Annotated in this window: 16 protein-coding genes; 5 read left to right on the top strand and 11 right to left on the bottom strand. The window is 63.7% G+C overall.

Annotation, left to right across the window (positions count from 1 at the left end):
• Positions 1 to 4: 4 nt before the first annotated feature.
• From ABZN20_RS02650 to ABZN20_RS02600, 11 genes are all read right to left on the bottom strand, one after another.
• Positions 5 to 769 (bottom strand): ABC transporter permease, encoded by a 765-nt coding sequence (locus tag ABZN20_RS02650; protein ID WP_367026659.1) that lies wholly within the window; start codon positions 767 to 769, stop codon positions 5 to 7.
• Entirely contained in the window at positions 762 to 1,691 is a 930-nt protein-coding gene (locus ABZN20_RS02645; RefSeq protein WP_367026658.1) for an ATP-binding cassette domain-containing protein, read from the bottom strand. Before ABZN20_RS02645 ends, ABZN20_RS02650 begins: the two co-directional genes overlap by 8 nt.
• Before the next feature lie 109 nt (positions 1,692 to 1,800).
• Positions 1,801 to 2,520 (bottom strand): SAM hydrolase/SAM-dependent halogenase family protein, encoded by a 720-nt coding sequence (locus tag ABZN20_RS02640; protein ID WP_367026657.1) that lies wholly within the window; start codon positions 2,518 to 2,520, stop codon positions 1,801 to 1,803.
• A 28-nt stretch (positions 2,521 to 2,548) separates the two neighbouring features.
• The gene (gene tatC / locus ABZN20_RS02635) at positions 2,549 to 3,355 is read right to left on the bottom strand and encodes a twin-arginine translocase subunit TatC (protein ID WP_218806571.1); all 807 of its coding nucleotides are present in this window, start codon (positions 3,353 to 3,355) and stop codon (positions 2,549 to 2,551) included.
• Positions 3,342 to 3,644 carry a Sec-independent protein translocase protein TatB gene (gene tatB / locus ABZN20_RS02630; RefSeq protein WP_218806570.1) on the bottom strand — a complete coding sequence of 101 codons (303 nt, stop codon included), beginning with the start codon at positions 3,642 to 3,644 and terminating at the stop codon, positions 3,342 to 3,344. Before tatB ends, tatC begins: the two co-directional genes overlap by 14 nt.
• A 7-nt stretch (positions 3,645 to 3,651) precedes the next feature.
• Positions 3,652 to 3,864, bottom strand: a complete 213-nt coding sequence (gene tatA, locus ABZN20_RS02625; RefSeq protein WP_218806569.1) for a twin-arginine translocase TatA/TatE family subunit — start codon at positions 3,862 to 3,864, stop codon at positions 3,652 to 3,654.
• 61 nt (positions 3,865 to 3,925) lie between these two features.
• Positions 3,926 to 4,330, bottom strand: coding sequence for a hypothetical protein (locus ABZN20_RS02620; protein WP_367026656.1), 405 nt, complete (start codon positions 4,328 to 4,330; stop codon positions 3,926 to 3,928).
• A gap of 39 nt (positions 4,331 to 4,369) precedes the next feature.
• Positions 4,370 to 5,185: a 2,3,4,5-tetrahydropyridine-2,6-dicarboxylate N-succinyltransferase gene (dapD, locus tag ABZN20_RS02615; RefSeq protein WP_367026655.1), complete on the bottom strand. Its 816-nt coding sequence runs from the start codon at positions 5,183 to 5,185 to the stop codon at positions 4,370 to 4,372.
• 11 nt (positions 5,186 to 5,196) lie between these two features.
• A complete protein-coding gene (gene dapC / locus ABZN20_RS02610; RefSeq protein WP_367026654.1) occupies positions 5,197 to 6,393 on the bottom strand; it encodes a succinyldiaminopimelate transaminase in 1,197 nt (398 codons plus the stop codon).
• 449 nt (positions 6,394 to 6,842) lie between these two features.
• Complete coding sequence (locus ABZN20_RS02605) at positions 6,843 to 7,202, bottom strand: hypothetical protein (RefSeq protein WP_367026653.1); 360 nt, start codon at positions 7,200 to 7,202, stop codon at positions 6,843 to 6,845.
• 323 nt (positions 7,203 to 7,525) lie between these two features.
• A complete protein-coding gene (locus ABZN20_RS02600) occupies positions 7,526 to 8,596 on the bottom strand; it encodes an IS630 family transposase (RefSeq protein ID WP_218806107.1) in 1,071 nt (356 codons plus the stop codon).
• A 990-nt stretch (positions 8,597 to 9,586) separates the two neighbouring features.
• Here ABZN20_RS02600 and ABZN20_RS02595 point away from each other — a divergent pair.
• The 5 genes from ABZN20_RS02595 to ABZN20_RS02575 are packed head-to-tail and all read left to right on the top strand — an operon-like array spanning position 9,587 to position 14,026.
• Complete coding sequence (locus tag ABZN20_RS02595; RefSeq protein WP_367026652.1) at positions 9,587 to 10,912, top strand: NAD(P)/FAD-dependent oxidoreductase; 1,326 nt, start codon at positions 9,587 to 9,589, stop codon at positions 10,910 to 10,912.
• Positions 10,912 to 11,928, top strand: coding sequence for a hypothetical protein (locus tag ABZN20_RS02590; protein WP_367026651.1), 1,017 nt, complete (start codon positions 10,912 to 10,914; stop codon positions 11,926 to 11,928). Before ABZN20_RS02595 ends, ABZN20_RS02590 begins: the two co-directional genes overlap by 1 nt.
• 18 nt (positions 11,929 to 11,946) lie before the next feature.
• Entirely contained in the window at positions 11,947 to 12,726 is a 780-nt protein-coding gene (locus tag ABZN20_RS02585) for a lysophospholipid acyltransferase family protein (protein WP_218806564.1), read from the top strand.
• Positions 12,723 to 13,490, top strand: a complete 768-nt coding sequence (locus ABZN20_RS02580) for a glycosyltransferase family 2 protein (protein WP_218806563.1) — start codon at positions 12,723 to 12,725, stop codon at positions 13,488 to 13,490. The genes ABZN20_RS02585 and ABZN20_RS02580 overlap by 4 nt, the downstream gene beginning before the upstream one ends.
• Before the next feature lie 38 nt (positions 13,491 to 13,528).
• The gene (locus tag ABZN20_RS02575) at positions 13,529 to 14,026 is read left to right on the top strand and encodes a nucleoside deaminase (protein ID WP_255556394.1); all 498 of its coding nucleotides are present in this window, start codon (positions 13,529 to 13,531) and stop codon (positions 14,024 to 14,026) included.
• The last annotated feature ends 338 nt before the right edge of the window (positions 14,027 to 14,364 follow it).

Genomic DNA, 14,364 nt, shown 5'->3' with positions numbered 1-14,364 from the left:
GGGATTATTGCGTCAGCCTGCGTTGCAGGCGCCAGATGGCAAGGAAAATCGCCGCCACGGCAAATGCCAGGAGCACCGCCGCATGCCGGAACAAGCCAAGGTCCAGGTCTCCGGCCAGCAGCGGCCGGACCAGCTCCACGACGTGCAACAGCGGCAGGCACTCGCTGCCGCCCCGTACGGCGGAAGGCAAGCTGTCGGACGGGAAGAACACGCCGCTCAGCAGCACCATGGGTGTGATGCCCAGCGTGATGTAATACACGAAAAAGTCGTAGCTGCGGGCGAAGGAGGTCACCACCAGGGCGATACTCCCGAAGCAGACGCCGGCCAGGAAAGCCAGCGGCAGCACCCCGAGCGCGGCCCATCCGGCGGCGAGGCCGAGGCCGGCCAGTACGGCCAGGATCAAGCCGGCACTGATCAGGCTCTTGGTGCCCATCCACAGCACCTCACCCATTACGACGTCGGTCAGCGACAAAGGTGCCGCCAGCATGCCGTCCCAGGTCTTCAGCACCGCCATGCGGGTATAGGCCAGGTACAGTCCTTCGAAGGTCGCGGCGTTCATGGCGCTGGTCGCGAGTATGCCCCCGGCCAGGAAATCCAGATAGGGCAGACCGGAGACCCGGCCGACGTAGCTGCCCAGTCCGAAACCGAGCACCAGCAGATTGAACAGCGGCTCGACGAAACCGCCCAGTAGCGCCGTGCGCGCGCCCTTGCGCCAGACCCAGGCGTTGCGCCGCCATACGGATTTCCAGCGCCTGGCCGCCTCAAGCATCGTGCAGATCGCGGCCGGTGAGCTTCAGGAACACGTCTTCCAGATTGGCGCGCCGGTAGACGTAATGCACGCCGTCCCACGCATCCAACGAGCGAACCAGGGCTTCCAGGTCGTCACCGTAGTGGAAGATGCTCTCGCCGATGCACTCGCAGCGCTGCCCGCCTGCCAGGGTAAGCGAAGAACGCCAGCTTTCGGCATTGACGCCGTGCACCTCCAGCACGTGCGGCTCGATATGGTCGCGAATCAAGGCCTGCGGGCTGCTGTCCGCCAGAATCCGCCCGCGGTCCATCAGGATGATGCGTCCGCACAGGCGCTCGGCCTCTTCCATGTAATGGGTGGTCAGGACGATCGTCAGTCCTTCGTTCTGCAACTGGCGCAGCATGCTCCAGATGTTGTGCCGAACCTGGGGATCGAGCCCCGTGGTCGGTTCGTCCAGCACCAGCAGCTCCGGTTGATTGATGAGGGCGCGGGCGATCGACAGCCGCCGCTTCATGCCACCGGAAAGCTGGCCGATGCGGGCATGGGCCTTGTCGGTGAGAGCGGCGAGATCCAGGAGCTTGGGGATCCGAGCCTTCAGCGCCTTTTCGCTCAAGCCGAAATAGCCGCCGTAAATCCGCAGGTTCTCCACCACCGTGAAGTCGATGTCGAGATTGTCCTGCTGCGGCACCACACCGATCCTCGCGCGCATCGCCCGCCCCTCGGCGGGGATGACAAAGCCAAGCACCGAAAGTTCGCCCGCCCCCGGCGGCGTATTGCCCACCAGCATCCGTAGCGTCGTGGTCTTACCCGCCCCATTGGGACCGAGAATGCCCACGAACTCGCCTTGCCGGATGTCGAAGCGCAGGCCGTCCACTACCCGCTTCCCCTCGAAGGATTTGGTCAATTGGCGCGCGATGACGACGGGGGAGCCGGGAGAGTTCACGGAAGCTTGTGGAAGGGGAAATGCCGGGGAGCGAGCGTCAAAATTATACTATCGCGCCCACCGGGGCCGCCATGCGGCACGACGGCCGGGCATTGGAACGGGATGGCCCCTACGGCTCGAACACCACGCTGTCGCCGATGGCAAGGTCCAAGGCCTGGTCCGCCCTGCCCCGGTTGACGGCGACCTCGACCAGATCCAGCGAGTTGCGGTACCAGAAGGCCGCGCCCGCCTCGACTGCGCAAAAAACGTCCGCATGCGGCACCTGCCGGTCGTTGACGCGCAACACCCGTTCCGCGAATTCAGACCGGTAGCGCAGGCCGGTCAGCGCATTGCCGTAATGGTCGAAATACACGATCGAGGCGCGGTCCGCCGGCCATGCCGTAACGTCCGGCCCATCGATGGCCTGGTGCTCCCACCCGAAGTCCCGCTTGGCAATCCGGGCCGCGACCGGCGCGAACAGGTCGCGGCCGTGGAAGCTGGCCGACAGACGCGCCGGCCGCCAGTCGATGCGCAGCCAGCGCCTGGATTCCGCCTGCGCGGCGACGGTATTGAGCAGGCCGTTGCCGGGTCCGACGAACCAGCGGCCGTCCGCTTCGAGCACCAGCGCCTGCCGGTCGCCGCCCACCCCCGGATCGACCACACTGAGAAAGACACTGCCTTCCGGAAACTGCCGGCATAGCGCCGCAAGCAGGTAACCCGCGGGCAGCGGAGCGGGCGCATCGCTCACCAGGTGGATGACGTCCACGCCGGGCGCGTTCAGCCGAAGCACCGCTTCCATCTGGCCCAGGTAGGGCCCGGCCGGACCGAAGTCGGTGAACAGCAGAATCATGGATGATGAGCCCGCCGGAAACCCGGCCTCACTGCCCCGAAGGGGAGGAATCGCGGTGTTCGACGGCTTTGGCGGCGACCGTCTCGTGTTCCGGCTTGGCTTCGAAAAACCGGGAGAAGAAGAACCCGAATTCGAACAAGAGCCAGATCGGAACCGAAAGCAGCGTTTGCGACACGACATCCGGCGGCGTCAGGACCGCTCCTACCACGAAAGCGCCCACGATGACGTAGGGACGGTTGTTGCCGATGGTTTCGCGGGAGACGATGCCGCTCCATACCAGGAGTATGGTCGCGATCGGCACTTCGAAGGCGATGCCGAAGGCGAGGAACAGCGTCAGGACGAAATCCAGGTACTTGGCGATGTCCGTCATCACCGCCACCCCGGCCGGCGCCGTGGCCGTCAAAAAGCCGAACATCACGGGGAACACCACGTAGTACGCGAAGGCCACGCCGCCGTAGAACAGAACCGTGCTCGCCACCAGCAGCGGAAGCACCATGCGCCGCTCGTGGCGGTAGAGGCCCGGAGCGATGAAAGCCCAGGCCTGGTACAGGATGAACGGGATCGACAGGAACACGCAGACCATCAAGGTCAGCTTGAACGGCGTGAGGAACGGCGACGCCACGTCGATGGCGACCATCTGCGACCCTTCCGGCATATGCTTCAGCAAGGGCCCGGCCAGGAAGGAATATATTTCGTTCGAGTAGAACGCCAGCCCAAGAAACAGCGCCAGCACCATCGCCAGGGCGCGAAGAATCCGCTGCCGCAGCTCTACGAGGTGGGAGATGAACGGCTGCTCCACATCCTCTTCGGCCCTCCTCGACTTACGATCGGTCATCGGCTTTTTCCGGCGCTGCGGCTTCCGGCGGCGGATTCCCGCCGGGCTCGCCATCCTGGCCCGAAGCCGGTTCGAGAGTCCGGCCGGACTTGGCTTCCAGCATGGCCTGTTTCAAGTCCTGCATTTCCATCTCGTGCTCGATTTCCGCGCGAACGGAAGCCAGCGTGCTGCGGGCCTTGCGGATCCAGTAGCCGGTTTCCCGCGCCACCTTCGGCAGGCGCTCCGGGCCGAACGCCAGCAGGGCGACCAGCCCGATCAGCAGCATCTCGGTGAAGCCGATATCGAACATGATCCGGTCAGACCTTGTCCTTTTCCTTCTTCTCGACCACTTCACCCTCGATGGTGCGCGCCCCGCCTTCTGAGGGTTTGTCTTCGCTCTCGCTCATGGCCGAGCGGAAGCTTTTGATCGCTCCGCCCAGGTCGCCCCCGATGTTGCGCAGACGCTTGGTGCCGAAGACGACCAGAACGATCAGAAAAAGCAGCAGCAATTCCCAAACACCTATGCCCATGGCTCAAACTCCCAGGTTGGATTCATACGGATTCGCGGCTCGTCCGGGCCGCATCGCCCCGTCATTTGACGAGAAGCAGCGGCTTGCCTTCCGATGCGAACTTGCAGTACGTGCCGAGGAAATAGTCGCAATCCTTGGACTGCTCGATCACGGCCGCATCGCCTTTGAGGTGAATCTTGAGTTCGCAGTAGCGCGTTTCGCTTTCCACCTGTTTCTTCAGGACCAGCTCGTTGTCTGCGACCTTGTCCGCATTGCCGTCGATCGTGTGAGAGCAGGGCCGCTTGCCTTTGTCGACGCTGCCGACCGGCTCGAAGTCGACATCCACCTCGACGTGGATTTCATCGCCGACCTCGTTGATCTTCATGTGCTGGACATGGCCGCCGTCCCCGCGAACGTAATGCTGGGCGACGGCGAACACGTTGGCGGAAAACAAAAGGCCCACTACCGCGGCGGATACTCGTTTCATGACTCTTCCTCGATTCTCGATATATTTGTTGTTTGATGATCAGTCCCTGAGCAGCTCGTTGATGCCGACCTTGCCTCGGGTCTTTTCATCCACCTGCTTGATGATCACCGCGCAATAGAGGCTGTGGCTGCCGTCCTTGGCCGGCAGATTGCCGGACACCACGACAGAGCCCGCGGGCACCCGGCCGTAGCTGATCTCGCCGGTCATCCGGTTGTAGATCTTGGTGCTCTGGCCGATGTAGACGCCCATGGAGATCACCGAACCCTCTTCCACGACGACGCCTTCGACGATTTCGGAGCGCGCGCCGATGAAACAGTTGTCCTCGATGATGGTCGGGCCCGCCTGCAGCGGTTCCAGCACGCCGCCGATGCCGACACCGCCGGAGAGGTGGACGTTCTTGCCGATCTGGGCGCAGGAGCCCACCGTGGCCCAGGTGTCGACCATGGTGCCGGAATCCACGTAGGCGCCGATGTTGACGTAGGACGGCATCAGGATCACGCCGGGCGCGATGTAGGCGCCGCGGCGGACGGCGGCGGGCGGCACCACACGGACGCCCGCGGCGCGGAAGTCTTCCGGACTGAAGCTGCCGAACTTGGGCTCGACCTTGTCGAAATAGCGCGTCTCGCCGCCGTCCATCACGCGGTTGTCGTTGATGCGGAAGGAGAGCAGCACCGCCTTCTTCAGCCACTGGTTGACCGCCCAGCCGCCGTCCTTCTTCTCGGCGACGCGGGCCGCGCCGCTGTCGAGCAGGCGCAGAGCCTCTTCCACCGCCTCGCGCACTTCGGCGCCCACCGCGCCCGGGCTGATCTGCGCACGATTTTCGAAAGCTTCGTTGATGATGTTTTCCAAAGACATGTTATCGCTGACTATAGGGTTTGAATGAACTGCTTGATACGATGCGCCGCTTCGACACACTCCTCCAAAGGAGCGACCAGGGCGATGCGGACGTGGCCTGCGCCCGGATCGACGCCGCCGCTCGACCGGGACAGAAACCGCCCCGGCAGCACCGTGACATTCTGAGCCTCGAACAGGCCGGCGGCAAATGCCGTGTCTTCGATCGGGGTGCGTGGCCAAAGATAAAACCCGGCCGAAGGCACGGCCATTTCGAGGACGTCCTCCAGCACGGCGGCGACCGCGTCGAACTTCCGCCGGTAAAGCGTCCGGTTTTCACGCACGTGGGCTTCGTCGGCCCAGGCCCTTTCGCTGGCTTTTTGCACGGGGAGCGACATGGCGCAGCCGTGATAGGTCCGGTAAAGCAGGAAGCGGCCGAGAACGTCCGCGTCGCCCGCCACGAAACCCGAACGCAGGCCGGGCGTGTTGGAGCGCTTGGACAGGGAATGGAACACCACGCAGCGGCGGAATTCGGTATTACCCATGTTGGCTGCGATCTGTAGCAAACCCGGCGGCGGATCGGCCTCATCGGCGTACAGCTCGGAATAGCATTCATCAGATGCGACGATGAAATCGTACTTTTCCGCCAGCTCCAGCAACTGCCGCTGCTGATCGGCCCCCATCACCGCCCCGGTGGGATTGCCGGGAGAACAGACATAGACCAGCCGGCACCGCCGCCATACCGATTCCGGCACCGCATCGAAATCCGGCAGGAAGCCGGTCTCCGCCGTGGTGTTGAGAAAACAGGCCTCCGCCCCGGCCAGGATCGCCGCTCCCTCGTAGATCTGATAGAAGGGATTGGGCATCAGCACGAGGGGCCGTTCCGCCGGATCGATCACGGCCTGGGCGAAGGCGAACAGCGCCTCCCGCGTGCCGTTGACCGGCAGCACCTGCCGCTCCGGGTCCACCGTGCCCCCGCCCAGGCTGAACCGCCGTTCCAGCCATCGCGCGATGCCGTGGCGCAACTCCGGCCCACCCTTGGTGGTCGGGTAGGTAGACAGGCCGTGCAGATGCTGCAGCAGCGCCTCGGCGATGAAGTGCGGCGTCGGATGCCGGGGCTCGCCGATGGACATCGCGATGTGAGGCTTGTCCGCCGGCGGCACCCGGCCTCGCTTGAGATCCGCCAGCTTTTCGAAGGGATAAGGGTGCAGGCTGGCGAGCTTGGGATTCATGTCGGGAAGAATCGCGGGCGCCGTCTTCGTTGAAAAGGGCCGCAAGTATAAGTCATGGCACAGCCTTGTCCAATGACACATGAGCCTGAAGGGAGTGCCGTGTTTCCAAGGTGAGGTGAGCCTGGCGGCGGTGAGTGGGATCATGGAGACATGATCGTGATGCTACGGACCGCAGGACTTCAGAGCTTGGCGCAGGTACGCGCCTTCGTGGTGGGCAATGCGCCCGTTTCCTTCACCTTCGCCGATCGCACCGCCGCTTCGGTGTGGATGACACAGACACTGAAGCGGTTCTGCCAACCGCACTGCAGCCGGCTTCAGTCGGTGGGCACGGCCACACGCCCACCGCAACTGGTCCTCAAAGCGGTGGGTTTGAAAAATGCCTGCGTGGCCTCGGCGGTCGTGTGTCGGGCGACGATCCAACCCAGACATAGCCCCGCGCCCCGGGAGGCTCATCGGCTGGCTTCTTTCGCCAATTGCCGATGGTATTCGGCCATCTGCCGGCTTTCCTTGGCCGCGAGTTCGAAGTCGCGGATCATCGCCTCGGCGCGGGCTTTCAAGTCCAATATCCGTTTGCCGTATTTGTGCGGTTGCGCCTGATATTGTGCGAGCATTTCCCTTTCCTCTTCCGCATCGTCCTGCATTTGTTTGGCCACCTCCTCGTAGTGCTTCGCCAGTGCCTTGTGCGCCTCGCGCGTCTCGGCGGTTTGCACGGCTAAAGCCCATTTATGGGGACGCACCTCCCTGGCGGGGGCGCAAGCGACCAATAGGCCGAGGATGCCGACGATGGTGAATGGACGTAGTGTTTTCATGAGAGACCTCCTTCAGGAGTCGTAAATATACAACATGAACTCTTACGCGGTGCTTGGCACGCCTTCCAGTGCTTCGTACCGAGCCGTAAGGCGTTGTCCGGAATTAACTTGAACAAATTGGGGCAACGGTGCAGGTTCACCCTGCACATCCCGCAAACGGTCGGCCGTGACATCCGGAAGGACTCCATGCGTCTCGGCAAAGATCGCGCCGCTGTTTTCCGCTCCATCCGTCGGCTGAACCCGAAGGCATGAGCGACGTTCCAATGGGCACCGGCAGAGCTTTCCTTTGTGTCGCCGTCCCTCCTGTCGAGCAAATCTAGTGTTTAATTGCGTAAATTAGCGATAGTATTGCGCAGCTGGGAGCCTTTGACTTCCCGCTTGCGCCAGACGAATGGGGCGGCCTTGTCGTTGTAGGCGGCGATGAAATCGTTGATCGCCTGCGCCAGTTGGTCGATGCTGTTGAAACTGGCCCCACGTAAGGCCTTGCGGGTCATGATGCCAAACCAGATTTCCACTTGGTTCAACCAACTGGCTGAAGTGGGCGTGAAGTGAAAGTGCACGTTGGGATGGGCGGCCAACCAGTCATCGTTCTTCTTGTGAGTGCAATAGTTGTCGAGAATCACATGAATTTCCCGATCAGCCGGAACATCGGCGACCACCTCATCGAGAAAGGCCTGAAAGTCAGGACGCTTCTTGGTCGTGGTGGTTTTGGACTGAATGGTACCGGTCGCCACATTCAAGGCCGCAAAAAGATTGATCGTGCCATGGCGCTTATAGGTGCTTTTCAATCCACGAACCAGCTTGCCGCTGCTGGTAAAGACGAAACCGCTGGCCCTTTCCAGCGCCTGAATGGAAGGCTTTTCATCAACGGAAATGACCAACGCATTTTGCGGCGGATTCAGGTACAGCCCGATAATGTCGGCCGACTTGATGGCAAACTGAGGGTCCGTGCTGACGCACCACGAGCGATGCCGCTGGAGTTGGATGCCTTCTTTGCGCAACAGACGCCAGACGGCATCATCGGAAACCCCCAAGGCTTTCGACAACGACCCGCCATCCCACGTCGCCTGTCCGGCCGGCGGCGGCTGTTCAATCTGCGCAAGCAATCGATTGCGCAACTCGGACGGCGGGTACCGCGGAGGCTTGCCCGGTCTTTTTCGATCACGCAGTCCTTTCAACCCTTCAGCCGCAAAGCGCCTGCGCCAGACACCGACCGTGCCGGGCCGGATACCGAGTTCAGCAGCAATTTCGTCATTGCGCTTGCCCGCCAGACAGCCCATGACAATCTTGGCGCGTTCGACCAGACGAGCCTCCTCGGTGCGGCTATTGCTCAAACGCTCCAACTCACGCCGGTCTTGGTCCGTACAACTCACCGATATGGCAACTCGCGCCATCCTTCCCTCCGTTCCTGTGGGTAACGGAGACATGATATTACAGTCGCTTAATAATGCAATTAGACACTAGTTCAACTTGAAGAACATTGTGGTCAATCTGACGCCGCTGAACTCTGACAGTCGGCAGACCGTCTTGGATTGGAAAAATCTGACACCCGGCCCACGTATCCGTTCAGCCCCCCCCCCAGCTTTTTTGCTGGGAACGCGGCCATCCTGGCCGCTTTTTCAGCGGGGCGACGCCCACGCTCCCAGGGGGCTGAACGGTTACCGGCCCACTGCCGGCCGGTCCGGCTTTGGCCCCATGAGTACTTTTGGCGGGAACCGGGCAAGTCGCGTTCCCCATACGGCCATGGTTCGCAACGGCCGGATTGTTGAAGCTATAATCTAAAAACCTCGGTTGACCGCTTCGCATAACACCGAACCTGCATGAATACTGATATTCCCTGCTTCGGTCAGTCGCGCCTTTTGGGTGAGCGCGCTACGCGTCCGATTGCACGGCTGGCGGACCACCTTACTTCGTTGCTCCTCCTTGTGGGGGACGGCCCCACGGCGTCGTCGCGCCTTGCCAGCCGGCCCACCAGCCGCACACTCGGGCACGTCCAACTGAGGTTTTTAACGTGAAAGTCGCAGCAACCTTGCTCACCCTCTCCCTTTGGGACAAATCTGCCGGGAGCAGATTTGCATTGACCCGAAGGGTGCCGGGCAGGAGAGCCCGGCATGATTGGGCCGGGGTGAGGGAACGATCATGGCGAACAGTCGCGCTCATGCGATACCTCCCTGTATCGCACCCTTCGGGCGCAAAGCGTGCACAAATTTGCAGGGAGCAAATTTGAACATGCGGAGCATGGCCCGGAGGGCGGGCCCCAAGGACGGGACCTGTCACTCGACCTTCCTGCCGATTTGTCATCATCCCGGGCGGCTGGTCGCCATGATCGTTAGGATAATGCGCCGCCGTTCGTCACCCACCCGATCCCGATTCAATCCGTCCCGATGAACCCGCGCCCCGAATCCACGCTCGCTCAATCCGCCGAATGCGACGTGCTGATCATAGGCGGGGGGCCCGCCGGTTCCACGGCCGCCGCCCTGCTGGCCGAGCGCGGCTACCGCACGGTGGTGCTGGAAAAATGCCGCCATCCCCGCTTCCACATCGGCGAGTCCCTGCTGCCGGCCAGCCTCCCCTTGCTGGAAAGGCTGGGCGTGAAGGATGAAGTCGAGCGCATCGGCATGTACAAACCCGGCGCGGAGTTCGTGTCACCCGATCACGACGACACGCTCACCTTCGAATTCGCCGACGCCTGGGACAAATCCATGCCGTACGCCTACCAGGTGCGGCGATCGGAGTTCGACCACATCCTCATCCGGAACGCGGCGAAGCATGGCGCGGAACTCCTGGAGGGCTGGCGGGCCACGGACATCCGGTTTCTGTCCGACGGGCAGGGCGCAGAAGTCGATTCCCAGGACGACGAAGGGCGGAGGCGGCGCTGGCGAGCGCGTTTCGTAGTCGATGCTTCCGGCCGCGATACCTTCATCGCCAACCGGCTGAAGCTCAAGCAGCGCAACAGGAAACACAACAGCGCCGCGGTGTACGGCCACTTCGCGAACGCGCGCCGCCGCAGCGGCCGCCACGAGGGCAGCATCTCGGTGTTCTGGTTCGAACACGGCTGGTTCTGGTTCATCCCCCTGGCCGACGGCACGACCAGCGTGGGCGCGGTGACCTGGCCCTATTACATGAAGCGCAGGAACACACCGCTGCGTGAATTCTTCCTCGACACGATCGCCTCGTGCCCGGCCCTTGCCGAGCGCCTTGCCGCTGCCGAATTGGTCTCCGACGTGCACGCCACCGGCAATTTCTCCTATGTTTCCACGCGGACGCACGGCGAGCGCTATTTGCTGATCGGCGACGCGTTCGCCTTCATCGACCCGGTGTTCTCCTCCGGCGTCCTGTTCGCCATGCAGGGAGGCGTGACCGCCGCCGAAACGGTGGACACCTGCCTGCACCAGCCACGGCGTGCGGGCGCGGCGCTCAAGCGCTTCGACCGGCGGATGCGGCACGGCCCTCGGGAATTTTCCTGGTTCATCTACCGGATGACCGACCCGACGATGCGCGAGCTGTTCATGGCGCCGCAGAACGTGCTGCGCATGAAGGAAGCCTTGCTGTCGTTGCTGGCGGGTGACATCTTCGGCAGGACGCCGATCTGGTTTTCGCTGTATGCATTCAAGGCGGTCTATTACCTCAACAGCCTGTGGCATTTCCGCCGGACCCTGGAAGCGCGCCGGCGGCGCGGATTGAACATCCAGGACGCCGACGCCGCCTGATGTCCCTAGCCATGGTCACGCCAGCGGAAGGCGCCCTGTCAGTCCTCTACCTGCGGCAGGCCGAACTGCCGGCCTTGCTCGGCCTGATCGGGGAACGCGGGCTCGGCGCCGTCGGCTTCGGGGTGGATCCGCCGGCCGGCCTCCCCCCCTCGCTTCCCCGGCTTAGGATCGCCACGCCGCAGATGCAGCCGGCCGAGCCGGTGGTCGAGATCTGGATGGGCACGCGCCGTGCGACCCGCGGCCGGACCGGAGCCATCGACTGGGCCTGCGACGGCCACCATCTCTTCGGGACGATGCAAACCGAGGCGGGTGCGGACATCCGCCGCGCAACCCGGCAGACCTACGACTCCCTCTTCCGGTTTGCCGGCCGGCGTGGCTACCCGCACCTCGTGCGGGTCTGGAATTACTTCCCCGGGATCAATCGGGAAGAATCGGGTCTCGAACGCTACCGGCAATTCAACGTCGGGCGGCAGGAGGCTTTCCTGCGCGCGAGCCGGCCGGCCGCCGGCGCCCTGCCCGCCGCCTGCGCGCTCGGTACGCACTCGGGTCCCCTCGCGATCTACTTCGTCGCCTCGCGCACCCCGGCGGTTCCGATCGAAAACCCGCGCCAGCTCAGCGCCTACCTTTACCCCCCGGCCTACGGGCCGCGCAGCCCGAGCTTTTCCCGCGCCACCCTGCTGCGATCGGCGGACCGGATCGCGGTGTTCGTTTCCGGCACGGCGAGCATCCTGGGCCATGAGAGCCTTCATCCCGGCGATGCCGCGGCACAGACCCGCGAGACGCTGGCCAACCTGGCGGCCTTGATCGAGACGCTGAACGGGGAGTCCCGCGATACCGCCTTCGCTCTGGAGGATTTCCGCTACAAGGTCTACGTCCGGCCCGGCTGCCCTCTGGAACCGATAGAATGCGAACTCGCGGCGGTGCTGCCGGCGGCCGACATCCTGTTCCTGGAGGCCGAGATCTGCCGCCGTGAGCTGCTGGTCGAGATCGAAGCCTTCGGAAGCAGAGCGCCTTAGAAATCCAGGAGAACCGACTTGAGCCGTTTGATCCGCCCGCTGAGGATGCTGTACGAATACACCGCGCTGTACCTGGGGCTGCTGCTGTACGCCTCCATGTCCCTCGCCTGGATCGGCACCGCCGTGTTGCTCTATCCGGTGTTGCCGGAACGGCTGGGGCGGCCGGTCGGCCGATTCGGAATCATGTACGGCTGGCGGATCTTCTTCGGCATCATGCATGCGGCCGGCGCCTTCCGCTTCGATACCACGGAACTCGAAGCGCTGCGCAAGGACACGCCGCTACTGCTGGTCGCCAACCATCCCAGCCTCCTCGATGCCGTGATCGTCGCCTCGCGCCTGCCCAACCTGGTCTGCATCATGAAGGCCAACCTGAACGACAACATCTTCCTCGGCGCCGGCGCCCGCCTGGCCCGTTACATCCGCAACGACTCCGGCCACGGCATGATCAAGACCGCCGTCGCGGAGCTGCGCAAGGGCGGACAACTGCTGATCTTCCCCGAAGGCACCCGCACCGCGGAGCCGCCAGTCGGCCGGTTCAAGGGCGGCGCCGCCCTGATCGCCCGCCATGCCGGCGTGCCGGTGCAGACGCTGATCGTGGAAACCGACTCCCCTTTCCTGAGCAAGCGCTGGCCGGTGTACGCAAGACCCCGCCTTCCGATCCGCTTCCGTATCCGGCTGGGCCTGCGGTTCGATCCGCCTGACGACCCGGTGGCATTCACCCACGCGCTGGAAGCCTATTACGCCCGGGAACTCGCCGGAACCCCATCCGCCCCCATCGAATCCGATCCCACGACATGAGCACGCCCTCCCGCACCCACCTGGTCATCATTCCCAGCTACAACCCCGGCCCCAAGGTTTACGAGACGGTCAAGGCCGCCCGCCAGTACTGGAATCCGGTCTGGGTCGTGGTGGACGGCAGCACCGACGGCACCTGGGAAGGGCTGCTGAAACTCTCGGCGGAGGACGGCGGACTGGTGGTCCTGGGGATGCCGGCGAACCGCGGCAAAGGCGCGGCGGTGCTGCGGGGATTGCTGACCGCCCGCCGCAAAGGGTTCACCCACGCCCTGGTCATGGATTCGGACGGCCAGCATCCCGCCGACCGGATTCCGGAATTCATGGCACGCTCGCAGGAAGAGCCGGACGCCATGATCCTGGGCGTGCCGGTATTCGACGACTCCGCTCCCTCCCTGCGCGTGAAAGGCCGCCGCATTTCCAACTGGTGGGCGAACCTCGAGACGCTCTGGACCGGGATCGGCGACTCCCTGTTCGGCTTCCGCGTCTATCCGATCCAGGCGCTGTGCGTCGTCATGCAGGACCGCCAATGGATGCGGCGCTTCGACTTCGATCCGGAAGCCGCCGTCCGTCTCTGCTGGGCCGGCATCCGGCCGGTCAATCTGCCCGTGCCGGTCTATTACCCCCGGGCCGAGGAGGGCGGCACCTCGCACTTCCACTACTGGCGCGACAACGTCCTCCTGACCTGGATGCACGTCCGTCTGATGTTCGGCTTTCTGGCGCGTCTGCCGATCCTGCTCGCCCGAATCGTCCGCCGGCCGGAAATCTGACTCGCCGCTCCGCAGGAGCCCACCCTAGAGGAACCGAAGTGCTTGCCAACACTCACACCGCCACCGAGCAGGACCGCGAATACATGCGGCAGGCGATCCACATCATGCGGCGCGCCGGCGTCGTCGACAGAACCGGCGGCCCGTTCGGCGCGGTCATCGTGCGCGGCGGACAGGTGCTCGCCAGTGCCGGCAACAGCGTGATCCGCGACAACGACCCGACGGCCCACGCGGAAGTCAACGCCATCCGGGAAGCCTGCCGCAAACTCGGCAGCTACGACCTTTCCGGCGCCGTGCTGTACAGCAGCTGCGAATGCTGCCCGATGTGCTACGCGTCGGCTTACTGGGCCCGTATCGACAAAGTCTTCTACGCCGCCGCCTGGCACGACTACGAAGACTTGTTCGACGACTCCCGGATCAATCTGGACATCGCGAAATCCTACGCCGAACGGCACCTGGCACCGCAGCAGCTCATGCGGGAGGAAGCGCTCCAGGTCTGGCGGGAATTCCGGACGCTGCCGAATGGGGCAAGGTACTGACAGCCCGCTGAGCCCCACGGAGCCGGTTACCAGTCGTTAAGAAAGTAATGTCATTGTTTGATCGCCCTCACCCTACCCAGGAACCTATCGGGATCGGGCGGATAAGCGGCAGCGCATCCGCCAAATTCGGCTCCGCCGCTCTCCGAGTCAGCTCCGCTGCTCTTCGAGTCGTTACGGAGGTGGATGCGCTACGCTTATCCACAGGGACGACGTAGGGCGGAACCGGCTCTTTCGGGTTCCGCCATCCCGAAACAGCACGCATGCCAGCCGGGCCCACAAATCGTGTGGCTTTAGGGGATTGGTTGGCGGATCGCCTTCGGCATCCTACAGGTTCCGGG

Source organism: Methylococcus sp. ANG (assembly GCF_040730495.1).
In the GTDB taxonomy this organism is placed as follows: Bacteria; Pseudomonadota; Gammaproteobacteria; order Methylococcales; family Methylococcaceae; genus Methylococcus.
This window is presented reverse-complemented; position numbering and strand designations above follow the sequence as displayed.